General features: G+C 63.7%; 19 protein-coding genes and 1 pseudogene. 14 read left to right on the plus strand and 6 right to left on the minus strand.

Annotated features, from left to right (window positions below):
- Window positions 1-60 precede the first annotated feature (60 nt).
- The 5 genes and pseudogenes from B0G82_RS22835 to B0G82_RS22860 all read right to left on the minus strand — a co-directional run bounded on the left by B0G82_RS22835 (window position 61) and on the right by B0G82_RS22860 (window position 5192).
- Window positions 61-513 carry an HU family DNA-binding protein gene (locus tag B0G82_RS22835; RefSeq protein ID WP_035559188.1) on the minus strand — a complete coding sequence of 151 codons (453 nt, stop codon included), beginning with the start codon at window positions 511-513 and terminating at the stop codon, window positions 61-63.
- 431 nt (window positions 514-944) lie between these two features.
- A complete protein-coding gene (locus B0G82_RS22845) occupies window positions 945-1340 on the minus strand; it encodes an SEL1-like repeat protein (protein WP_147439562.1) in 396 nt (131 codons plus the stop codon).
- 118 nt (window positions 1341-1458) lie between these two features.
- Window positions 1459-1932, minus strand: a pseudogene (locus B0G82_RS22850) (bifunctional metallophosphatase/5'-nucleotidase); the annotation flags it as partial.
- 25 nt (window positions 1933-1957) lie between these two features.
- Complete coding sequence (locus B0G82_RS22855) at window positions 1958-3430, minus strand: PLP-dependent aminotransferase family protein (protein WP_121309133.1); 1473 nt, start codon at window positions 3428-3430, stop codon at window positions 1958-1960.
- 220 nt (window positions 3431-3650) lie between these two features.
- A complete protein-coding gene (locus tag B0G82_RS22860; RefSeq protein ID WP_121309134.1) occupies window positions 3651-5192 on the minus strand; it encodes an oligopeptide:H+ symporter in 1542 nt (513 codons plus the stop codon).
- Between the two features lie 930 nt (window positions 5193-6122).
- Here B0G82_RS22860 and B0G82_RS22865 point away from each other — a divergent pair.
- The 7 genes from B0G82_RS22865 to B0G82_RS22895 all read left to right on the plus strand — a co-directional run bounded on the left by B0G82_RS22865 (window position 6123) and on the right by B0G82_RS22895 (window position 14146).
- Entirely contained in the window at window positions 6123-6695 is a 573-nt protein-coding gene (locus B0G82_RS22865; protein WP_012426331.1) for a cupin domain-containing protein, read from the plus strand.
- 181 nt (window positions 6696-6876) lie between these two features.
- Window positions 6877-8493 (plus strand): peptide ABC transporter substrate-binding protein, encoded by a 1617-nt coding sequence (locus B0G82_RS22870; RefSeq protein WP_121309135.1) that lies wholly within the window; start codon window positions 6877-6879, stop codon window positions 8491-8493.
- 16 nt (window positions 8494-8509) lie between these two features.
- Window positions 8510-9448 carry an ABC transporter permease subunit gene (locus B0G82_RS22875; protein WP_012426329.1) on the plus strand — a complete coding sequence of 313 codons (939 nt, stop codon included), beginning with the start codon at window positions 8510-8512 and terminating at the stop codon, window positions 9446-9448.
- 3 nt (window positions 9449-9451) lie between these two features.
- On the plus strand, window positions 9452-10366 hold the full coding sequence (locus B0G82_RS22880) for an ABC transporter permease subunit (RefSeq protein ID WP_241974794.1): 915 nt from the start codon (window positions 9452-9454) through the stop codon (window positions 10364-10366).
- Between the two features lies 1 nt (window position 10367).
- The gene (locus B0G82_RS22885; RefSeq protein WP_106277077.1) at window positions 10368-11366 is read left to right on the plus strand and encodes an oligopeptide/dipeptide ABC transporter ATP-binding protein; all 999 of its coding nucleotides are present in this window, start codon (window positions 10368-10370) and stop codon (window positions 11364-11366) included.
- The gene (locus tag B0G82_RS22890; RefSeq protein WP_121309136.1) at window positions 11363-12388 is read left to right on the plus strand and encodes an oligopeptide/dipeptide ABC transporter ATP-binding protein; all 1026 of its coding nucleotides are present in this window, start codon (window positions 11363-11365) and stop codon (window positions 12386-12388) included. The genes B0G82_RS22885 and B0G82_RS22890 overlap by 4 nt, the downstream gene beginning before the upstream one ends.
- 177 nt (window positions 12389-12565) lie before the next feature.
- Window positions 12566-14146: an OprD family outer membrane porin gene (locus tag B0G82_RS22895; RefSeq protein WP_121309137.1), complete on the plus strand. Its 1581-nt coding sequence runs from the start codon at window positions 12566-12568 to the stop codon at window positions 14144-14146.
- Between the two features lie 63 nt (window positions 14147-14209).
- Here the strand turns inward: B0G82_RS22895 and B0G82_RS22900 are convergent, their stop codons facing one another.
- Entirely contained in the window at window positions 14210-15088 is an 879-nt protein-coding gene (locus tag B0G82_RS22900; RefSeq protein WP_121309138.1) for an IclR family transcriptional regulator, read from the minus strand.
- 303 nt (window positions 15089-15391) lie between these two features.
- Between B0G82_RS22900 and B0G82_RS22905 the strand changes: the two genes are divergently transcribed.
- The 7 genes from B0G82_RS22905 to B0G82_RS22935 are packed head-to-tail and all read left to right on the plus strand — an operon-like array spanning window position 15392 to window position 22275.
- Window positions 15392-16483, plus strand: coding sequence for an ABC transporter ATP-binding protein (locus tag B0G82_RS22905; RefSeq protein ID WP_121309139.1), 1092 nt, complete (start codon window positions 15392-15394; stop codon window positions 16481-16483).
- Entirely contained in the window at window positions 16476-17390 is a 915-nt protein-coding gene (locus B0G82_RS22910) for an ABC transporter permease (RefSeq protein WP_121309140.1), read from the plus strand. Before B0G82_RS22905 ends, B0G82_RS22910 begins: the two co-directional genes overlap by 8 nt.
- A 39-nt stretch (window positions 17391-17429) precedes the next feature.
- Window positions 17430-18224 carry an ABC transporter permease gene (locus B0G82_RS22915; protein ID WP_106277067.1) on the plus strand — a complete coding sequence of 265 codons (795 nt, stop codon included), beginning with the start codon at window positions 17430-17432 and terminating at the stop codon, window positions 18222-18224.
- Complete coding sequence (locus B0G82_RS22920) at window positions 18224-18646, plus strand: (2Fe-2S)-binding protein (RefSeq protein WP_121309141.1); 423 nt, start codon at window positions 18224-18226, stop codon at window positions 18644-18646. The genes B0G82_RS22915 and B0G82_RS22920 overlap by 1 nt, the downstream gene beginning before the upstream one ends.
- On the plus strand, window positions 18643-20076 hold the full coding sequence (locus B0G82_RS22925) for an NAD(P)/FAD-dependent oxidoreductase (RefSeq protein WP_121309142.1): 1434 nt from the start codon (window positions 18643-18645) through the stop codon (window positions 20074-20076). The genes B0G82_RS22920 and B0G82_RS22925 overlap by 4 nt, the downstream gene beginning before the upstream one ends.
- Complete coding sequence (locus B0G82_RS22930) at window positions 20069-21196, plus strand: FAD-binding oxidoreductase (protein WP_121309143.1); 1128 nt, start codon at window positions 20069-20071, stop codon at window positions 21194-21196. The genes B0G82_RS22925 and B0G82_RS22930 overlap by 8 nt, the downstream gene beginning before the upstream one ends.
- Window positions 21197-21228: 32 nt before the next feature.
- On the plus strand, window positions 21229-22275 hold the full coding sequence (locus tag B0G82_RS22935; RefSeq protein ID WP_106277060.1) for an ABC transporter substrate-binding protein: 1047 nt from the start codon (window positions 21229-21231) through the stop codon (window positions 22273-22275).
- Window positions 22276-22301: the final 26 nt, after the last annotated feature.

Here is a 22301-nt window from a genome sequence, read left to right on the forward strand (position 1 = left end):
TGCCTCGGTTCGCCTCAAGCGTCAACCATTGTTAAAACAGCGGCAACGCGTGAAGCTCGATCAGCCCGCAGCAGCGTCTTTCAGCTTCTTCAGCGGACGTGCCTTGATGCGCACGCTAGCCGGCTTGGCCGGGAACCAACGCTCTTCACCCGAGAACGGGTCTTTGCCGAAGCGCTTCTTCTTCGCCGGGACAGCTTGCACGACGATCTTCAGAAGACCCGACAGCGTGAATTCGCCAGCACCCTTCTTGTGCACGGCGCCGAGGATCGTGTCTTCGAGCGCGGCCAGAACAGCCTTGGCGGTTTTCGGTTCCACAGCAGCGCGTTCAGCGACGTGTGCAGCCAGCGAGGCCTTCGTGAAGGTGTCCTTGATCGGCGACGGAGCGCTGGACGCCTTCACGGCGACCTTCTTAGCTGCGACGGCCTTCTTCGCAGGAACTTTCTTTGCAGCAACCTTCTTGGCGGGTACCGGGGCAGCAGCCTTCTTGGCCACCTTTTTTGCGGAAGTCGGCATGTTTCTCCTACCTGTTGTGGTCAGTGAATTGCACGAAGCGCACACCGTATGTGCACGCTTCAACGCCGGATTCTACAAGCGCTAATACGATTTGCGCGACTCTTTTATGTATAACAGCGAAGGTTTGTTGCGCGGCGCAGACTGCACAACACATTTTGATGCTTGTTTTAGCGGGTAAACATGCGTCGGCGAGCCTGGCAACACCAACACGTAACGTACGTTACAAGTCATTTCGATGCATGAATAACGGCACTTTCTGCGCCTGAGCATCGCCGGCGGATCGCTCGATGATCGAGAAAAACACTTCATGGCTCGCTCGCCGTGCACTTTCACGCGGCAGAAAAAACACGCCCCCTGCAGCGAAAAACGCTGCAGGGGGCGGCCAATCTCGCCCTGCGACAGAAAATCGCGGGGGGGGTGTCAAAACACTTTTACTGCCGGTTGACGTGTTTGAGATCGTGTTCGCTTTCCTTCACGTGAGCCCAATACTCGTTCTCGTCTCGCGCCATGCCGAGCTCGCCATTGCGATAGGCCATCGCCAGCGCGAGATTGGCCTCGGGTAACTCCGCATTGGCCGCGCGCGTGAGCCATTGAAGCGCCAACGCGTCGTCGTGCGGCCGCGTCGCGCCGAAGCGATACTCGTTGGCGAGCTGGAATTGCGCGAGCGGCAAGCCCGCTTGCGCCGCCTGTTCGAGCCAGCGAATCGCCGTGCCGGCGTCGCGCGCCACGCCGTAGCCGTTGCGATAGAGCGTCGCGAGATCGTAGGCCGCCTGGGCATCGCGCGAATCATGCGACGCCGCCAGCGTCAGCCAACGGCGGCTTTCCACGTAGTCCGGCGCGACGCCGGGCAACCCGCGCAACAACAGATGCCCGAGCGTGGCACGCGCACGCGGCGCGCCCTCGTGCGCAAGCCGGCGATAGCGTTCGACGCCTTCGCGTTGCTCGTCGATCCGCGGCGTTCTGGATCGAGCTTGCTTCCGCGGTGCTCGAGGTGCGGTCCACCGTCCACGTGCCGTTGTTGTAGTTCAACGCGAGCTTGATCACGCCGAGATGCTTGCCCCAGAAATTCGCCATCACGGTCGGCACGCCGTTGACGGTGCCCTTCACCTTGTCGACGCCCGGCAGATTGAATTGCGTGACGGTGCTGTTTTTATCGGGGAAAACCTGGTGCGAGTGGCCGATCAGCATCGCGTCGATGCCGGCTACTTTCGACAAATAGTAGCTGCCGTTTTCCATCGACGGTGAATAGGTCGAGTTATCGAGCCCGCCATGCGACATCGCCACGATGATCTGCGCGCCCTTCGCCTTCATTTCCGGCACGTACTTCGACGCGCTTTCCACGAGGCCTTGCGTATAGACATTGCCGTCGAGCCAGCGCTTGTCCCACGCCATGATCGCGGGCGGCGTGAAGCCGATAAGTAATCTGCACGCCCGGAACGCGGGCCTATTGCACGAGCCGCGGCAGGATGCCGGCGAGCTTCGTGAGCGCGGCATCGATATGCTCGACCGCGATGTTGCCGTAGCCGAACATCAGGCCCGGCTGCGCCTTCGCGCGTACATGAAACGGTGCGAGTCCATACAAGCCGATCGATGCTAAACGCGCCGCGCTCACCACCGCTTCTTCCGTCAGCGGCGCCTTCAGACGCGCCGCCATGTGGATGCCGGCCGTCGGCACGATCGGATCGAACCAGGGCGCGAGACCGCCGTGCAGGTGATCGAGCAGCATCGCGCGGCGCGCCGCGTAGGTCTTGTGCATGCGCCGCAGATGCTTGGCGAATTCACCGTTGAGCATGAACGACGCGAGCGCCGTCTGCGTGAGCGTGCAGCCGTGCCAGTCGCCGATCTGGCGCGCCTTGATGAGCGCACCGTAGAGCGAGGCCGGCGGCACCACATAGCCGACGCGCAGCTCGGGAAAGATCGTCTTCGAAAACGTGCCGACATAGGCGACGAGTCCGGCGCGGTCGAGACTTTTCAGCGGCTCCATCGGCCGTCCTTCGAAACGGTACTCGCAGTCGTAGTCGTCCTCGATAATCACGGCGCCGCGTTTCTGCGCCCATTCGAGCAGTTCCACGCGCCGCTCGAGGCTCATCGGCATGCCGAGCGGAAACTGATGCGAGGGCGTCACGTAGACGAGCCGCGCCTTGTCCGGCAGCTTGCTGACGATCAGGCCTTCAGCGTCCACCGGCACGGGCACCACGCGCGCGCCGGTGGCCTTCAGGCACGCTTGCGCCGGCGTATAGCCAGGATCCTCGATCGCCGCGACTTCGCCCGCGCGCAAGGTGATGCGCGCCAGCAGATCGAGCGCGTGCTGCGCGCCTTGCGTGACGATCACGTCTTCCCAGTTGCTTGCGACCGCGCGGTTGAAGGCCAGGTAGCGCGAGATCGCGAGGCGCAGCTCCTGCTCGCCGGCCGTGTCGCGATAGATGCCGGGGCCGCGCGCCTGAGCACGCAACGCGTGGTTCACGCAGCGGCGCCAGACGTCGAAGGGAAACAGCGTCTTGTCGGTCGCGCCGCCGACGAAGTCTTGCGGCGACGCCACCGAAGGCCTCGGCAGGGGCAGGCTCTCGGGCATCTCGTCCCACAGCGGCTGGGCGCGCGCGGCAGCCTTCGCCTTGGCCCGCTCGCGCGACGACTCCGCGGCCCGCGCATGGGCGGAGCGCTCCACCGGCAGACGCTCCAGACCGTCGGCGACGAAGGTGCCCGAGCCGCCGCGCGCGCTCAGATAGCCTTCGGAGAGCAGCCGCTCGAACACGTCGAGCGTGGTCTTGCGCGACACGCCCAGTTGCGTGGCGAGGTCGCGCGTGGACGGCAGACGCGTGCCGCCCGCAAGGCGTCCTTCGAGAATACCCGCGCGCAACTGGCGATAGATCTGGCCGGACAGATCGTGATGACCTTCGACCGCGATATGGATTTCCATCCGGGTGGCTACCTTGGGTGGCTGGGAAACGGTTGCGTGGGAAGACCAATTGCAACCGTTAGCTTACCTCCGGCTGTGCTATCGGATGGACACTTTGGGGCACTTCAGCGCGCGCGGCACTTCCCCATGCAAAAATGGCGCGCCTTGCGTTGCGAGGCGCGCCATTCTGTTTTACCGGCGCACGTCATGGCGTGCGCCTCGTTCGTCAACGCAAGCGTGATTACTCCACCACCACCCCATTCAACGCCGCCGTTTGCCGCGCATTCTCACGCGCCTCGTCGCTGCAACGCTGATGTTCGCGCGAGAGCTTGCGCATCAACGGCAGCAGCAGAACCGCCACCAGCGCGCCCACCGCCGCGAGCCAGCCGAGGCCGGTAAACAGCTTGGTATAAAGCGGCAACGATTCCAGCGGATCCATATCGCCCGCCGGCATCTGTGCGAAATTCGCCACCACGCTGCCCAGATATTGCGACACGCCGGTCGCCACGAAGTACGCGCCCATCATGAAACCGCTCATGCGCGCCGGCACGTAGCGCGCGATCATTGCGAGCCCCAGGCCGCTCACCAGCAATTCGCCGAGCGAATACAGGCCGTAGCCGCCCACCATGAACCACGACGACACGCGCCCGTTCACCGCGTAGTTGCCGCTTGCCGCATAGACGAAGAAACCGGCCGCGACCACGGCGAAACCGAACGCATACTTCACCGCCACCGGCACGTCCTTGCCGCTCTTCGCGAGCTTCGTATACAGCAGCGCGAGCAGCGGGCTCAGCAACATGATCCAGATTGGATTGAGCGCCTGGAACTGCGCGGCGCTCCACGTGAACCACGTCTGGCCGAACAGGATGAAACGCGGATCGACGTTGCGCAGCGCGAACAGCGTGAGCGACGTCGACATCTGCACGTAGAACACGAAGAACAGGATCACCTGCGCCGTCAGGATCAACGCGGCGACCAGCCCGGAGCGCTCCGAGCGCTCGCACTTCATCAGCATGTAGCCGAAGATCGCCAGAATCGCGACACCCGCCGTGTACACGCACGCCACCGCGATCGCCTTGTGTTGCAGCACGAACGTGGTCGTAGCACCCAGCGCGAGACCGCCCAGCGCGACCGCGCCGACACGCTTCCAGCGCACCGGTTCGGCGTCCGGCGCGGAGCCGATATGCGCGAGCGTGCGAAACATGATGAAGTAGTTCAGCACCGACAACAGCATCCCCGCGCAGCAAACGGCAAAGGCCGTATGCCAGCCCCAATGGTCCTTGATCCACGGCGTGGCGAGCATCGACACCGTCGAGCCGATGTTGACCGCCATGTAGTAGATCGTGAACGCGCTGTCGATGCGCGCGTCGTCGCCTTCATAGATACGGCGCACCAGATTCGCCGCGTTGGCCTTGAAGAGGCCGTTGCCCACCACGATCACGCCGAGCGACGCGTACATATAGGCGAGTTGGTCATTGGGCAGCGCCAGCATGAAATAACCGGCCGACAGCACGCCGGCGCCGAAGATCATCGTGCGCCGCGCGCCGAGAATCTTGTCGCCGATCCAGCCGCCGATCGACGGCGACGCGTACACCAGCGCCGTGAACGCGCCCCACGTGAGCGTGGCGTGGCTGTCGGTGAACTGCAGCTTGTCGATCATGAACAGCACGAGCAGCGCGGCCATGCCGTAATAGCCGAAGCGCTCCCACATCTCGATCAGAAAGACTGTCGAAAACGAACGGGTCTGCGAGACGTGTGCGCCCGCCGGATTGGATGAGTTCATCGTGTACCTCTTGTTCAAACGGTTGCGGCGTCGCGCGAACTGGCCGCGCGGCGCGTGAAACGGAAGCTGGAAAGACAGTCGGCGAAGCGTGGGCCCTCATGTGGATCCACTGGCGCACAGGCGCACTGATGCAGCGCTTTAGCCCGCTCTTGCGCGCGCTAAAGCGCCAAACCAGCAGATCAACCAGGGGATAGGATCGACGCCCGCCTCGCGAAACGCCCCGCGGCAAGTCCTCCTGGAGGACGCTGCGGCACACCGGGCTCGGACTCCGGCATGCGGAGCGGGCCCAATGATAAAGCATCGCGAACAAGGGGGATTCCGAGGACCGCAGAGAGAAGCGTTGCCACGCGGCGGCGGGCGTAAAGCCCGCGGTGGAAAGAATCGGCGGTGATAGTCATGTCCTTGCGCCGGCCGCCGTTCGGTTGGAACGTGCCGGACAGTGATCCGCCACGCAGGATCGCTGCGGGCGAAATGATAAACAGCGGCCGGATGTGCACGTGTGATGTCCAAATGCGCGCCCGTCCGCAAGCGGGCCTGATTCTGCAAACAGATACATCCCAAGTCACTCAGGGAATCCACTGAGTCCACGTCGATTACTTGCTCTTACAGCCATGTCTTTTCGCCAAATCGACGCGTGCCGTCGGAAATAACCTTTGGTGTCATACGCTTAATCGTCCTGATACTCGTATTGCATAACCGCGCTTACCAGCATGCCTACTGCAGTCGATACGCCGATTGTTCGCCGTTTCCAGAAATAAACGGTCGTTTTGGCCGGGGTTAGTTTCGATTCTGGCAACATAGAGTCCTGTCTCGAAATGTGGTCACTCGCAACCACCCAGGGCTGAAAAGACCTGCAGTCCCGCCCAAGACCGCAATCAAACCATATTTACTTATATCAAACAAATTTTGACGGGCTAATTTCCTCCTGCTATGGTCACGACAATTCAAAAAAGCAATCCGGCATTAGAAATCGGCAGCAAGATCCGCGCGCTGCGCCAACGGCTCAAGCGCACGCTGGATGACACGGCAACCGCAGCGGGTATTTCCAAGCCGTTTTTGTCGCAAGTCGAGCGCGGGCTGGCGTCACCGTCCATCACTTCGTTGGCCGGTATCGCCCACGCACTCGGGGTCACGGTGCAGTATTTCGTCGACACACCCAGCGAGGAACGCTGCGTGAGCCGGGGCGATCAGTTGAAGTTTTTCGGTTTTGCGGACTCGGCCAATCTGTTTGCGCGGCTGACCAACTTGACGGGCGGCCGTCAGCTCGAAGCGATCCTGGTGAGGATGCCGCCCGGGCAGAAGCGTTCGGAAGTCACCACGCATGCCGGGGAAGAGTTTGTTTATGTGATCGACGGCGAAGTGTCGTTGACGCTGGAAGGCAAGACGTTCGTGTTGCACGCGGGAGACAGCGCGCATTACGAATCGACGGTGCCGCACAGCTGGGTGAACACCGCGCGCATCGAGTCGGTGGTCGTCTGGGTGGGCACACCAAGACTGTTCTAAAGGGCAGGCACCTTATCCGGTTGAGCCGGCGAGGGATTGCCTGCATTACGCAATGTAAGGAATCCTGCATGTCGCGCTACCACCACGAGCAACAAGGGCCGCCCTGGCCCGAGCAACGCAGCTAAACGGGCGCCCTGGCGCCAGCGCGTTTCTCTCTCGACCTTTCCTGCGATCTCAACCGATGAAAACCCCGTTCGTCTACACGGCGGCGCTGACCGCGCTCGTCCTCACGTTTGCCCCTTCCGCTTTCGCCGTTACGGTGCCCGCCGGCGTCACGCTCGCCGCCAGCCAGGAGATGACTCGCCAGGTGCCGGGCGAAACCGAATCGCTCGACCCCGCGCATATCGAGTCATGGACCGGCAATACGATCGGGCTCGACCTGTTCGAAGGCCTGACGCGCATGGACGCGAGCGGCGCGATCGTGCCCGGTGTCGCGGAGTCGTGGTCGCGTAGCGGACCGAATACATGGGTTTTCAAGTTGCGTCACGATGCGCGCTGGAGCAACGGGCAGCCGGTCACGGCGGCCGATTTCGTCTACTCCTGGCAACGCGTGCTCGATCCGAAGACGGGTTCGAAATACACGGTGCTGGTCGAATTCGTGAAAAACGCCAAGGCGATTCTCGCGGGCAAGGCGCCGCTGACAAGCCTCGGCGTGCGCGCCGTCGATCCCTACACACTCGAAGTCACCACCGAAGTGCCCGCCGCGTTTTTCCCGCAGCTGACCGCCATGGCGACGATGACGCCGGTCAACCGCGCGGTCGTGACGAAGTTCGGCGGCGACTGGACCCGTCCGGGCAACTTCGTCGGCAACGGCCCGTACGCGCTGACCGACTGGCAGCCGAGCAACCGTCTCGTGGCGACCAAAAGCCCGACGTACTGGAATAGCAGCAAGGTCGTGATCACGAAAGTGACCTACCTGCCGATCGAAAACGACGAAACGGCGATGCGCATGTACCAGGCCGGCCAGTTCGACTACACGTATTCGATTCCGTCCGGTGTGTACGCGCAGGTCAGCAAGCAGTTCGGCCCCGAACTGAAAACCGGCCTGCAGATCGCCACGTACTACTACAGCCTGAATAACGAAGACCCCGCCTTCAAAGACAAGCGCGTGCGCCAGGCGCTGGCAATGGTGCTCGACCGCGACCTGCTGACCAAACGTTTGACCGCCGACGGTGAAGTGCCGATGTACGGCCTGATCGCCAAGGGCACCGAAGGCTCGGGCGTCTTCACGCCGGAGTGGGCGAGCTGGCCGATGCCCAAGCGCATCGACTACGCGCGCAACCTGCTGAAGACCGCGGGCTATTCGGACGCGAAGCCGCTGACGTTCACGCTCACCTACAACACCAACGACCTGCACAAGAAGGTGGCGCTGTTCGCCACGTCGGAATGGCGCACCAAGCTCGGCGTCACGGCAAAGCTCGAAAACGTCGAATACAAGGTGCTGCTCAAGCAACGCCACGAAGGCAAGGTGCAGGCCTCGCGCGACGGCTGGTTCGTCGACTACAACGACGCCAACTCGTTCTTCGATCTGATCCGCTGCAACAGCGTGCAGAACGACCAGCGCTACTGCAACCCGCAAGTCGACAAGCTGATCGACGAAGGCAACCAGCAGCTCGACGACGCGAAGCGCACCGCGCTGTTCACGCAGGCACACGATCTGGCCATGAACGATTACCCTGTGGTCTCGCTCTTCCAGTATTCGGCCGACCGGCTGGTCAAGTCGTACGTAGGCGGCTATAAGCCGACCAACTACCTCGACATGCGCGCCACGCAAGATATGTATCTGACCAAGCACTAAACGCGGGAGCACCGTCATGCTGGCCTATACGCTGCGCCGCACGCTCTGGGCGATCCCGACGATTCTCGCCGTAATCACCGCGTGCTATCTGCTGCTGCATCTCACCCCGGGCGGCCCGTTCGACACCGAGAAGCAACTCTCGGCAGCCGTGCTGGCGAACCTCAACGCCAAGTATCACCTCGACGAACCGCTGTGGCTGCAGTACCTTCACTACCTCGGCTCGCTGCTGCACGGCGACCTCGGGCCGTCGTTCCGCTACGCCGACTGGTCGGTCAACGACCTGGTGTGGAAGGCGCTGCCGGTGAGTCTCGGCGTGGGCGGCGTGTCGGTGCCGATCGCGCTCGTGATCGGCGTCGCGCTCGGCACGGTGGCCGCGGTGCGGCGCGACCGCTTCGTCGATCACTTCGTGATGGTGCTCGGCAATCTCGGCAACGTGGTGCCGCCTTTCGTGCTGGGGCCGGTGCTGGTGTGGATCTTCGCGATCCTGCTGAAAACGTCCGAGGGACACGGCTGGCTGCCGGCCGGCGGCTGGGGCGAAGGCGAGTGGCGCTACCGCGTGCTGCCGATCGTGCTGCTCACCATCATCAACGTCGCCGCGATTGCCCGCGTGATGCGCGGCAGCATGATCGAAGTGCTGTCGGGCAACTTCATCCGCACGGCGCGCGCCAAGGGTTTGCCGGGCCGCACGATCGTCCTGCGTCACGCGATGAAACCGGCGCTGATGCCGGTCGTCTCGCTGCTCGGCTCGATCTGCATCTCGTCGATCACCGCGGCAGTGGTCACCGAATCGGTGTTCGCGCTGCCGGGCCTCGGCCAACTGGTCGTCAACGGCGCGATCAATCGCGACTACACCCTCGTGCTCGGCCTCGTCGTGCTGACGACCGCCGTTGCGGTGCTGTTCAATCTGCTGGTCGACCTCGCGTATGCGTGGCTCGATCCGCGCATCCGGTACTGATCCATGCCCCGCTCTCTTCAATCGACTGCCGCGGCGCTCGATCCGCTCGCGGCCATCGCCAGGGCGCCGCGTTCGCGCGGCCCGCTCGCCACCGCCGCGTGGCGCTTCGTGCGCAACCGCGCCGCCTTCGCCGGCTTCGTCGTGCTGATGCTGATCGTGATCGCCTGCGTGGCCGGTCCGTGGCTTTTGCCGAACAACCCGATCGATAGCGACTGGAGCGCAATCAGCCTGCCGCCCACTTTGCAGAACATGCACTGGTTCGGCACCGACGAACTCGGCCGCGATCTGCTCGCGCGCACGCTGCAAGGCGGGCGCGTGTCGCTCGAAGTCGGGCTGCTCGGCACGCTGGTGTCGGGGTTGATCGGCGTCGCGTATGGCGCGACCGCGGGCTATCTGGGTGGGCGCGTCGATGCGGTGATGATGCGTATCGTCGACATGATGTACGCGATTCCCTACATGCTGATCGCCATTCTGATGATGACGATGTTCGGCCGCGCTTTCTATCTGGTGGTGCTCACCATCAGCGCGTTTTCATGGCTCGATATGGCGCGCGTGGTGCGCGGCCAGACGCTGTCGCTGCGCTCGCGCGAATTCATCGACGCCGCGAAGGCGATTGGCGTGAGTTCGCGTTCGATCATCGCGCGTCATATCGTGCCGAATCTGTTCGGCGTGGTCGTGGTGTACGCCAGCGTGACGGTGCCGAATATCGTGTTGACGGAATCGGTGCTGTCGTTCCTCGGCCTCGGCGTGCAGGAACCGATGACGAGCTGGGGCGTGCTGATTCAGGACGGCGCGCAGAAGCTCGAATCGATGCCGTGGCTGCTGCTGTGCCCGGCCGTGATGCTATGCGTGACGCTGTATTGCGTGAATTTCGTCGGCGATGGTCTGCGCGACGCATTCGATCCGAAGGACCGTTGACATGCCGCTACTCGAAGTCAAAGACCTCAGCGTGCGCTTTACGCGCCGCGAAGGCGCACCCGTCGATGCGGTGCAAGGCGTGTCGTTTTCACTCGAGGCGGGCCGCACGCTCGGCATTGTCGGCGAATCAGGCTCGGGTAAGAGCCAGACTGTGATGGCGCTGCTTGGCCTGCTTGCCGGCAACGGCAAGGTGTCCGGCAGCGCGACTTATCGCGGCGAGAATCTGCTGACCATGAACGAAGCGGCGCTGAACAAGATTCGCGGCGACCGCATCGGCATGATCTTTCAGGACCCGATGACCTCGCTCAATCCGTTCCTGACAATCGAACGGCAGATGACCGAGACGCTGCAACTGCATCGCAAGATGTCGCGCCGCGAAGCGCGCCGCCGTGCGATCGAAACGCTCGAATCGGTGCGTATTCCCGACGCCGCGCGCCGCATCGGCATGTATCCGCACGAGTTTTCCGGCGGCATGCGCCAGCGCGTGATGATCGCGATGGCGCTGCTCTCCGAGCCCGAAATCCTGATCGCCGACGAACCCACCACCGCGCTCGACGTCACCGTGCAGGCACAGATCATCGAACTGTTGCGCGAACTGAATCGCGAACGCGGCACGGCGATCATTCTGATCACGCACGACATGGGCGTGGTGGCCGGCCTGTGCGACGACGTGATGGTGATGTACGCCGGCCAGACCGTCGAGCAGGCGAGCGCCGCCGCGCTGTTCGCCGCGCCGACGCATCCGTACACGCTCGGTCTGCTGAACGCGCTGCCGCGTCTGACCGACGATGACGACGACCGTCCGCTGCAAACCATTCCGGGCAATCCGCCGCTGCCCGGCGAAGTCGGCGCAGGTTGCGCGTTCGCGCCGCGCTGTGGGTATTGCACCGAACGTTGCCGCGAATCGCGGCCATCCCTTGTTGCCGCAGAAGGCTATCCCGACGCCCTGCGCGCATGCTTTAAGCCGGTAGGCGAAATCCTGGAGGCACAACACGTATGAACGCCACGCCTATCGCAAACCAGGACGCGGCCACGCTCCTGCGCGTCGACAATCTGAAGGTGCAATTCGGCGTACCGCGCGGCGGCTTTCCGTGGTCCGGCAAAGCGACGCTGCGCGCGGTGGACGGCGTGTCGTTCAACGTGCGGCGCGGCGAAACCGTGGGGCTCGTCGGCGAATCGGGTTGCGGCAAGTCGACGCTGGCGCGCGCGATCATCGGACTCGCGCCGGTGGCGAGCGGCAGTGTGCGCTGGCTCGGCGACGAAACCGTGCTGCCCGGCGCGCGCCGCGATACCTCGCGTTTGCGCCGCGACGTGCAGATGATTTTCCAGGATCCGCTCGCTTCGCTCGATCCGCGCATGACGATCGAACAGATCGTTTCCGAACCGTTGATGACGCACGGCCAGGATATCGCCCGTGCCGATGTACAGCGGCGCGTGCTCACCATGCTCGAACGCGTCGGACTCAACGCGCAGCATCTGCGCCGTTATCCGCACGAGTTTTCCGGCGGCCAATGTCAGCGCGTCGGCATTGCGCGCGCGCTGATCGGCGAACCGCAACTGGTGATCTGCGACGAGCCAGTGTCCGCGCTCGACGTGTCGATCCAGGCGCAGATCGTCAACCTGCTGCGCGATCTGCAACGCGAACTGTCGCTCTCGTTGCTGTTCGTCGCGCACGATCTGGCCGTGGTCAAAGCGATCAGCCACCGCGTGCTGGTGATGTATCTGGGCCGGGTGATGGAATTCGGCGACAAGCGCGAGGTATATGGCACACCGCGCCATCCGTACACGCGCGCGTTGCTCTCCGCCGTGCCGGTGCCCGATCCGGTGGTGGAGCGCGCGCGCCGTCATCTGCTGTTGCGCGGCGAGATTGCCTCGCCGCTGAATCCGCCTTCCGGTTGCGCATTTCGCACGCGCTGCCCGGATGCAATCGACGCCTGCGCCAGGGAGATTCCGCAGCCCGTCACGCACGGGGCCAGGGCAACACGGGTCGCATGTATTCGCGTTGACGACGCCGTGAGGTAAGTGCCGCCGGCGCACCGCCAGCACACCGAAGAACCCGAGAAATCAAAACCGTATTCCCGGCGCGGCAGGCCGCCGCGCCGTCGGATTCGTTCGTCCTGCCAACCGCGGAACGAGCGATAAGCATGGACTGGCTAAGCGCCGGCCAAAGATTCACCACAATAATCAGAGACGTACTCAATGAAAGATACCCGATCAAAAAACCGGTCAAAAAAAACCGGAGCAGCAACGTTCTTTTACTGCGCATTCACGCTTCCCGCACTGACACTAGCCGCCAACGCGTATGCCGACGACGGCGTCACGGAGCCCACCTCCGAGGCGTCTAAAACTCAAACGGTCGCGCAAACGTTGTCGTCCCCCGCGCAACTCGCGCAAACCACGCCGACGCAGCAAATCGATGCTTCCGGCAAGCGCCGGGCGGAGCAAGGTGGCCACGTGCGTAACGACCAACCCGACACCACCAACGCCGTCGTCAACGCCGAGGCCAGTCAGACCGTCACGCCGCCGGCGCCGCTGTCGAGCCAAATGGCAAGCAAGGGTTTCATCGCGGACAGCCATCTGAATCTGCAGTTTCGCAACTACGCCGACTACTTCCAGGCGCCCAACACGATCTACCGTCACGCGTGGGTTCAAGGCGCGCAGGCCAACTTTGAATCCGGCTACACGCAAGGGCTGATCGGTTTCGGCGTCGATGCGTCGCTGTTCGGCGCACTCAAGCTCGACGGCGGCAATGGCGCGGGCAACATGGTGCACGTGGGCAAGGACGGCGGCGGTTCGCAGCAGCTCGCGTGGGCGTATCCCGGCATGTACGACATCAAGGGACGCATTTCGGAGACGGTCGTGAAGTACGGTTTGCAGGATGTGACAAACCCGTTCCTCGAACCGCACGACAATCGCGCATTGCCGCCGACTTTTCTCGGCGTCTCGATGGTCAGCAACGATCTCGCGCACACTGAATTGCAGGCCGGCAGCTTCACCAAAGTCGACGCCCGCGGCCACACCAATCTGACCAATCTCACCACCTCGTACGGCGGCACGCGGATCGATCGCCTGACGTATGTGGGCGGCACCTGGCACTACGCGAAGAACGGCGAGATGGCGCTATATGTCGATCAGGCCGACGACGTCTGGCGTCAGTACTACGGCTCGGTCGCCCAGTCGTTCGGCGATCCGACCACCATCAAGTGGAGCGGCCTTGCGAACATTTACTCGACGCACGACACCGGCGCGTCGCGTCAGGGGCACATCAACAGCAATGCGTACAGCGTGTCGGTCTCCGCGCAGCACGGCCCGCATGCGCTGTTGCTCGGCTACCAGCAAGTGCTCGGCGACCAGTTCTTCGACTACGTCAACGAGACCAACGGTATCTATCTGACCAACTCGATGGACGTGGACTACAACGCGCCGCACGAGCAGTCGCTGCAATTGCGCTATACATTCGACGGCAAATACGCCGGCGTGCCCGGACTCAAAGCGATGTTCTGGGGGCAATACGGCTGGGGCGCGGATGCGTCGGCGGGCGCGGCGGAGAATGCCTCGCCTTCCGCACCGCTGCATGACCTGTACTGGAAGAACGGCGAGCCGGTGCATGGCCACCATCACGAATTCGGCTTCATTCCGAGCTACACGCTGCAAAGCGGACGCTTCAAGGACACGAAGGTCACGTTCATCGCGATGTGGCACAACAGCCAGTATCACTATTCGGACGGCAACAACATGGAATACCGGCTGGTGGTGAATATGCCGGTTAAGGTGTTCTAAGCGCTCTCAGGCGATTCGACAGGCGGCACGGCTTGCGCGCTGCTTCGTTGATCGCGCGTGCGCTTATCCGGTGATCCGTTCGGTGGTCATCGCGCGCGACAGGCCATGCATCGGCCGGCGCAACGCGACATCGAACGGATTGGTTTGCGGGCCGATCGCGTCGGCCTGCCGCCGCAGCAATTCGACCACCATCGGCAGACGATCGTCGCCGAGACGCGCGGCCAGCGTGCCGACGCTCAACGCCCCGATCGCCACGCCAGTGCGGTCCAGAATCGGCACCGCCACGCCCGCCATGCCGTCGAGCACGCCGCTATTGCGCCCCGCGTAGCCCAACTGGCGCACACGTTCAATCTCGGTGCGCAAATACACTTCGTCGAGCACGCCGTAGCCGCGAATGCGCGGCACGTTGAAACGGATGATCTCCTCGCGCTCCGCCTCGGGTAGAAACGCCAGAATCGCCAGGCTGCCCTGCCCGACACCCAACGCGACACGCCCGCCAATATCGCCGGTGAAAGAGCGGATCGGAAACGGCCCTTCGCAGATGTCGAGGCACACCGCGTCGAAGCTGCTTTTAACGAGCAGAAAGATCGTGTCGCCGAGACTCGCGCACAGACGCAACAACGCGGGACGGCACAGCGTGCGCATGCCGCTCGGGTTGCCGGCCTGCGCCGCGAGCGCGAAAAAATCCACACTCAGCCGGTACAGCTTGGAGCTTTCGTCCTGTTCGACGATGCCCTCCGCGATCAGCGCATGCAGGATGCGATGCACCGTGCCTTGAGTGAGCCCGACCGCCTTCGCGAGACGCGTGACACGTCCGCCGTCGGGCTGCGCTTCGGACAATGCGCGGATTACCGCGAACGCGCGTTCCAGCATGCCGGGACCGGGGGCACTGCCCGTGTCCGCGGTGTCGGTGTCGGCATCTCGTTTGGCGGCAGGATTCATTTTACTGGCTCTGAATTATTTCACTGATTGGAACACTATAAAGTGTTTTATCCGTCAGCGGAATTCTGCCAGCTTTCCCATGCGGCAACGTTGTATCAATGATTCATAGGGATTTTCCGGAGACCACACAGCGGAATACCTGTCGCCGGTTTCGTGGAATAGATTCCGTTTGTCGGAATTTTTTCCAATCTTGTACCGGTAAACGGAATTTGAAATTGACTGACGGTAATTTGGCTAGCTAGAGTCGGCGTCATCGAGGCAGTAGTCGATTGAACCGGTGTCGAACCATCCAAAGGTCAGATCATGTCGTTCCTCACACTCACGGACGTAACGAAATCGTTCGGCGATCTGCAGGCGGTCACCGACGTGAACCTGTCGGTGGAGAAAGGCGAGTTCGTTTCGCTGCTCGGTCCGTCCGGCTGCGGCAAGACCACCACCTTGCAGATGATCGCGGGTTTCGTCGAGACGACGCGCGGCCGCATCACGCTCGACGGACGCGACATCACGCACATGAAACCGAACAGGCGCGGCCTCGGCATCGTGTTCCAAAGCTACGCGCTGTTTCCACACATGAGCGTCGCCGACAACGTCGGCTTCGGGCTGGAGATGCGCAACATCGACAAGGCCGAGCGCAAGGAGCGCATCCGCGAAGCGCTGTCGCTGGTGCGCCTCGACGCACTAGCGCATCGCTTTCCGCGCGAACTCTCCGGCGGCCAACGGCAGCGTGTGGCGATTGCCCGCGCCATTGTGATCGCGCCGCCGGTGCTGCTGCTCGACGAACCAATGTCGAATCTCGACGCCAAGCTGCGCGAAGACATGCAGTTCGAACTGCGCGGCATTCAACGCAAGATCGGCACGACCACCATCATGGTGACGCACGATCAATCCGAAGCGCTGTCGATCAGCGATCGCGTGGTGGTGATGGAAGCCGGCCGAATCACACAGATCGACACGCCGTACGAAGCGTACGAGCGCCCGGAAAATCGCTTCGTCTCGCAGTTCATCGGCAAGGCCAACATGCTGCCGGGCACCGTGGTGGCACGCGACGGCGACGCGATCCGCATCGACCTCGGCCACGATCTCGCGGAGACGGGACATACGGCGCAGTTGCCGGCGCGCGAGCGCGTGGTCGGCGTCGGCGACGCGGTGACCTTGTGCATCCGTCCGGAAAAACTGCGCCTGTGCGCACCGAACGCGGGACGTGTGCCGGCCACCGTGACGAGCCGTTTCTTCCTCGGCAGCCAATGGCTGTATCGATTGGACAGCCGCCTCGGCGAAGTGCTGGTGTGCTGCCAGAACGAAGGCACGGAGCCGCTGCCCGAAGGCGCGGCGGTCGGCGTCGACTGGAACAGCGAGGCGATCCGCTTCATTCAACGGGACGCGCATCATGGCTAGTACGCTGCCCGCCGCCGACAACCGCGACATGAAGTCCGCCAACGCCCGCCGTGCGCCCTGGCAAGCATTTTTGCCGCTCTGGCTGATGTGCGCGCCGGCTTTTTTGCTGTTCGTGGCGCTAGTGCTGGTGCCGCTTCTGATGACGCTGGTGCTGACCTTCTATCGCTTCGATCCGGCCAGCGGGCCGATCGCCGCGTTCCAGTTCGGCAATTACATGGAAGTGCTGAGTTCATCGTATTACCACACCATCTTTTTGCGCACCTTCGGCATTGCGTTTCTCGTCACGCTGTTGTGCGTTGCGATCGGCACGCCGGAAGCGTACGTACTATCCCGCATGCGCGATCCGTATCGCTCGATGTTCCTGCTGGTGATTCTCGCGCCGCTGCTCGTTTCGGTAGTGGTGCGGGCGTTCGGCTGGAGCATGCTGCTCAACACCGGCGGCCTCGTGAACCAGGCATTCGGTCTGGTGGGACTCGGGCCGTACAAGCTGGAGTACACCACCTTCGCGATCGTCATCGCGCTCGTGCACGTGATGCTGCCGTTCATGGTGATTCCGGTGTGGACCGCGCTGCAGAAGCTCGACCCGCAAACGGAAAACGCCGCGCTTTCGCTGATGGCGTCGCCCGCCACCACGCTGCGCCGCATTGTTCTGCCGCAACTGACGCCGGGCATTCTGTCGGGCAGCCTGATGGTGTTCGGGTTGTCGGCGAGCGCCTTCGCGATTCCCGGCCTGCTCGGCGGACGACGCCTGAAAGTTGCCGCCACCGCCGTCTACGACGAATTCCTCGGCTCGCTGAACTGGCCGCTCGGCGCGACCATCGCGCTCCTGCTGCTGGTCGCGAATCTGATCGTGATGCTCACGTATTACCGGGTTCTGGAGCGCAGGTACACCAGAAGCCTCGGTTAATTCATCGGCACTTTCATCGGCATATTCAGTGAAATCATCATGAGAAGAAACGGCCCCATCGCGCTGATTTTCCATACGCTAGTGATTGCGTTCGTGCTCGCGCCGCTCGTGATCGTCGTGCTGGTCGCCTTCACGCCCGACGAAACGCTCACGTTGCCGACGCACGGCGTCTCATTGCGCTGGTTCCGCGCGATCCTCAATTACCCGGATTTCATCGGCGCGTTCTTCAACAGCCTGAAACTGGCGTTCGCTTCGGCGACGCTGTCGCTGATCGTGGCGTTGCCCGCCGCGCTTGCCATCGGCCGCGCGCGTTTTCCGGGGCGCAGCTTTCTCAACGGCCTGTTGCTGTCGCCACTCGTGATTCCCGGCCTCGTACTCGGCATCGCGCTGCTGCGCTTCTTCGCGCTGATTGGCGCGACCGGCTCGTTCGCGTGGCTCGTGCTCGCGCACATGATCATCATCACGCCGTTCGTGATGCGGCTCGTGCTGGCGTCGGTGAGCGGCCTCGATCGCAGTATCGAGCATGCCGCGCACTCGCTCGGCGCCGACCCGTGGACCACCTTTCGCCGCATCACCTTCCCGATGATTCTGCCTGGCATTACCGGCGGCTGGCTGCTGGCCTTCATCAACAGCTTCGACGAATTGACCATGTCGATCTTCGTCACCTCGCCGCAAACCGTCACGCTGCCGGTGCGCATGTATATGTACGCCACCGAATCGATCGATCCGATGATGGCCTCCGTCTCCGCGCTGGTGATCTTCATTACCGGCGGCGCGATGCTGCTGCTCGACCGCGTGTACGGCCTGAACCGCATTCTGATCGGCCAGCACTGATGTCCTCTTCCGACCACGCTCTCATGCCGTCCACGCTGCCGTCCCATTCACCGTCTACCCACGCGGACGCCGCGCGCCGCGAGCCGCAGTTCGTTCGCGTGGCGGAAACGCGGCGCGCAACGCTGCACTTCTATCTCGACGGCGAACAGGTCGCCGCGCTGCAAGGCGATACGCTGCTGACCGCTGTGTTGATGCAGCAGCGCCACGTGCGCGAAAGCGAATTCAGCGGCGCGCCGCGCGCGGGCTTCTGCCTGATCGGCGCATGCCAGGACTGCTGGATGCGCACCGAAGACGGCAAACGCGTGCGCGCGTGCTCGACGCTCGTAAGCGAAGGCATGCGCGTGCTGACGCGCTTCGCCACGACCGCAATCGGCGCCGACGCCGGTCTCGGCGCGCTAAATGAAACCGGAGACGCCCGATGAGCGACGAACGCCGCATCGTGATCGTCGGCGCCGGGCCGGCGGGCGTACGCGCTGCCGAGACGCTGGTCGCGGCTGGCGTGAAGCCGATCGTGATCGATGAAAACGCGCGCTGGGGCGGCCAGATTTATCGGCAACCGCCGGAGAACGGCGGCTTCGAGCGCTCGAAAAAAACGCTCTACGGTTTCGAAGCGCACAAGGCCGAAGCCTTGCATTCGACCATGGCCGCGATGCTGCCTCACCTCGACTATCGCCCCGACACGCTCGCGTGGGCCTGCGAAGCAGGCCGGCTCGATACGTTGCATGCGGGACGCGAGCAGCGCGTGCCGTTCTCGCATCTGATCATCGCCAGCGGCGCGACCGACCGCGTGCTGCCGGTGCCGGGCTGGACCTTGCCTGGCGTCTACACGCTCGGCGCGGCCCAGGTCGCGCTGAAGGCGCAAGGCTGCGCAATCGGCCGACGCGTCGTGCTGGCCGGCACCGGACCGCTGTTATATCTCGTGGCGTATCAATACGTGAAAGCCGGCGCGCAAGTCATGGCCGTGCTCGACACGAGTCCGTTCTCGCAGCAGATCGCCGCGGCGCCGAAACTCGCGCGTCTGCCGTCCACTTTCGCGAAGGGCCTGTATTACGTCGGCTGGCTGAAAACGCATGGTGTGCGGATCGAGCGTGATGTGACGCTGGTCGGCATTCGTGGCGCGGATGGTGTGCAAGCGCTCGAATGGCGCGCGTCGCGCGAAGGCTCGCCGACTGAAACCATTGCATGCGACGCGGTCGGCGTGAGCTTCGGCCTCAAACCCGAGACGCAACTCGCCGATCTCGCGGGCTGCCGCTTCCGCTTCGACGCAACCAACCGTTGCTGGCTGCCTGAAGTCGACCAAGCGGGCCGCAGTTCCGTGCCCGGCCTCTATCTCGCCGGCGACGGCGCGGGCATCGCCGGCGCGGACGCCGCCGAACTGGCGGGGCGCCGCGCCGCGCTCGCCTTGCTCGACGATCTCGGCATCGCGCATCCGCGTGGTGTGCGCATGCCCGACGCGGCATCGATCGAGCGTAGTCTGAAACGTATCGCGGTGTTTCGCGAGGGCATCGAAACAGCCTTCGCTCCGCCGGCCAACTGCGCGTCGCAATGGCCGGACGACATGACCGTGTGCCGCTGCGAAGAGATCGACGCGGGCACGTTACGGCGCTGCATCCGCGGTGGCGAAGCGAATGAGATCAACCGGCTGAAGGCGCTCACGCGCGTCGGCATGGGCCGCTGCCAGGGACGCATGTGCGGCGAAGCCGCGCTGACCCTGCTCGCCGGGGAAACCGGCAAGCCGCTCGACGCAGTGGGCCGTTTGCGCAGCCAGCCGCCCGTCAAACCGATTCCGCTCGCGCCGGAAATGTATGCCGATGACGTCGCCGACATCCCCGCGGAGGCGCGCGATGAGTAACACGCTGCATTACGACGTCGCGATTGCGGGTGGCGGCCTGGTCGGTTCATCGGCGGCACTGGCATTGGCGAAACGCGGCTTGCGCGTGGGCCTGTTCGAGCGGCGCTATTGCGGCGCACAGGCAAGCGGCGTGAACTACGGCGGCGTGCGCTGCCAGGGCCGGCCGGTGGAACAGATGCCGCTCGCAATCCGCGCACGACGTATCTGGGACCGCTTGCCGGAGTTGATCGGCATCGACGGCGAGTTCACGATGTCGGGACATTTGCGCCTTGCTCGCAGCGAAAGCGATCTCGCCGCGCTGCAGACGTGGGCCGACATGGCGCGCGACTATGGACTGCACACGCAACTGATCAGCGGCGCGGCGTTCCGCCAGCGCTACCCGTGGCTCGGGCCGGCGGCCGTGGGCGGCTCGCTGTGCGCCACCGACGGTCATGCGAACCCGCGGCTGGTGTCGCCCGCCTTCGCGCGCGCCGCGCGGGCTGCGGGTGCGGATGTGCGCGAACAAACCGAACTCACCGACATTCATCACGACGGCACGCGCTTTCAACTGCGCGCCGGCGATCTGCGCATCAGCGCCGACTGGCTCATCAATTCGGCAGGGGCGTGGGCGAATACGGTGGCGGGCTATTTCGGCGAGACCGCGCCGATGAAACCGATCTACCCGAACATGTGGGTCACGGAACCGTTGCCGCTCTTCATCGCCCACAACCTGGGCGTGTATGGCGGCGGCATCTACGCGCGGCAAGTGGCGCGCGGCAATTGCGTGATCGGCGGCGGACGCGGACATGGCGACGGCGAATACGGCCAGCCGTCGACGGATACCACGCGCGCCGTGATGCGCGACGCGTGCGCGCTGCTGCCCGCCTTGCGCGAGGCGCTGCTGATCCGCACATGGAGCGGCGTGGAAGGCGAAACGCCCGACAGCAATCCGATCATCGGTGCGAGCCGTGGCGTGCCGCGTCTGTTGCATGCATTCGGTTTTTCAGGCGGCGGCTTCCTGCTCGCGCCGGGCGTCGGCGAAGTGCTCGCCGATCTCGTCGTCGACGGTGCCACCGCGACGCCACTCGACGCTTTTTCGATTGGCCGCTTTGCTGCTGTCGCAACCTCACCGGTCGCTTAAGTCCTCGTTTAGTGAACCTCAGGAGCCCCTTAATGAAACTGTTCAAGACGCTCGCGGCGCTGGCCGCATTGTGCGCATTCGGCGCGGCCGCGCCGGCGTGGTCGCAAACCAAGACGATCTACATCGGCATGAACGGCGGCCCGATGGAGAAGGCCTATACGAGCCAGGTGCTGCCCGACTTCGAGAAGGCCAACAATGTGAAGGTGGTCGTGGTGCCGGGCACGTCGTCGGACATTCTCGCCAAGCTGCTCGCCAACAAAGCCAGCCCGCAGATCCACGTGGTGTTTCTCGACGACGGCGTGATGGCGCGCGCGGTCAGCATGGGCGTGTGCAAGAAGCTCGACGACGCGCCCGTGCTCAAGGAGCTCTATCCGTTCGCGCGCATGAAGGACGACATGGGCGCGGGCGTGCAACTCGGCATGACCGGCATTGCGTACAACAAGAAGCTGTTCGCTGAAAAAGGCTGGGCGCCGCCGACCTCGTGGATGGATTTCGCCGATCCGAAATACAAGGGCAAGGTGGTGTTCCAGTCGGCGTCGAGCAGCACCTTCGGGCTGCACGGCTTTCTCGCCATCAACCGCCTGATGGGCGGCAGCGAGCAGAACGTGGAGCCGGGCTTCACGAAATGGGCGAGCACGGTGGGACCGAACGTGGTCGAGTACGTGCCGAACTCCGCGAAGATTTCCGAAATGGTCCAGACCGGCGAAGCAGGCCTGTTCCCGTTGACGCCGACCGCCGTGGGCGACCTGGCGGACAAGGGCATTCCGGTCGGCTATGTGAATCCGAAGGAAGGTCCGGTGCTGTTGCTGGTCGACTTGTGCGTGGTCAACAACAACCCCGATCCGCAACTGGCGCAGAAGCTCGCGCAATTCCTGTTGTCCGCGCCGGCGCAGACCAAGGCCGCCGAAGCCGGCCGTCAGATTCCCACCAACCGTCTCGCGAAGATGACGCCGCCGATGCAGCAAAGTCTCGGCAACGTCGACGACCTGGTGCACAAGGTGACGGTGGTCGATTGGGACACGATCAACGCGCACCGCGCGCAGTGGGATACGCGCTGGAACCGGCAAATCGAGCGCTAAGCGCTGACTGGTTGCGCATCAACAAA

The organism is Paraburkholderia sp. BL17N1, assembly GCF_003634175.1.
In the GTDB taxonomy this organism is placed as follows: domain Bacteria; phylum Pseudomonadota; class Gammaproteobacteria; order Burkholderiales; family Burkholderiaceae; genus Paraburkholderia.

Coding starts and splice junctions, on each gene's coding strand:
- B0G82_RS22835 (WP_035559188.1), bottom strand. CDS start 513: ATGCCGACTTCCGCAAAAAAGGTGGCCAAGAAGGCTGCTGCCCCGGTA.
- B0G82_RS22855 (WP_121309133.1), bottom strand. CDS start 3,430: ATGGAAATCCATATCGCGGTCGAAGGTCATCACGATCTGTCCGGCCAG.
- B0G82_RS22860 (WP_121309134.1), bottom strand. CDS start 5,192: ATGAACTCATCCAATCCGGCGGGCGCACACGTCTCGCAGACCCGTTCG.
- B0G82_RS22865 (WP_012426331.1), top strand. CDS start 6,123: ATGGTCACGACAATTCAAAAAAGCAATCCGGCATTAGAAATCGGCAGC.
- B0G82_RS22870 (WP_121309135.1), top strand. CDS start 6,877: ATGAAAACCCCGTTCGTCTACACGGCGGCGCTGACCGCGCTCGTCCTC.
- B0G82_RS22875 (WP_012426329.1), top strand. CDS start 8,510: ATGCTGGCCTATACGCTGCGCCGCACGCTCTGGGCGATCCCGACGATT.
- B0G82_RS22880 (WP_241974794.1), top strand. CDS start 9,452: ATGCCCCGCTCTCTTCAATCGACTGCCGCGGCGCTCGATCCGCTCGCG.
- B0G82_RS22885 (WP_106277077.1), top strand. CDS start 10,368: ATGCCGCTACTCGAAGTCAAAGACCTCAGCGTGCGCTTTACGCGCCGC.
- B0G82_RS22890 (WP_121309136.1), top strand. CDS start 11,363: ATGAACGCCACGCCTATCGCAAACCAGGACGCGGCCACGCTCCTGCGC.
- B0G82_RS22895 (WP_121309137.1), top strand. CDS start 12,566: ATGAAAGATACCCGATCAAAAAACCGGTCAAAAAAAACCGGAGCAGCA.
- B0G82_RS22900 (WP_121309138.1), bottom strand. CDS start 15,088: ATGAATCCTGCCGCCAAACGAGATGCCGACACCGACACCGCGGACACG.
- B0G82_RS22905 (WP_121309139.1), top strand. CDS start 15,392: ATGTCGTTCCTCACACTCACGGACGTAACGAAATCGTTCGGCGATCTG.
- B0G82_RS22910 (WP_121309140.1), top strand. CDS start 16,476: ATGGCTAGTACGCTGCCCGCCGCCGACAACCGCGACATGAAGTCCGCC.
- B0G82_RS22915 (WP_106277067.1), top strand. CDS start 17,430: ATGAGAAGAAACGGCCCCATCGCGCTGATTTTCCATACGCTAGTGATT.
- B0G82_RS22920 (WP_121309141.1), top strand. CDS start 18,224: ATGTCCTCTTCCGACCACGCTCTCATGCCGTCCACGCTGCCGTCCCAT.
- B0G82_RS22925 (WP_121309142.1), top strand. CDS start 18,643: ATGAGCGACGAACGCCGCATCGTGATCGTCGGCGCCGGGCCGGCGGGC.
- B0G82_RS22930 (WP_121309143.1), top strand. CDS start 20,069: ATGAGTAACACGCTGCATTACGACGTCGCGATTGCGGGTGGCGGCCTG.
- B0G82_RS22935 (WP_106277060.1), top strand. CDS start 21,229: ATGAAACTGTTCAAGACGCTCGCGGCGCTGGCCGCATTGTGCGCATTC.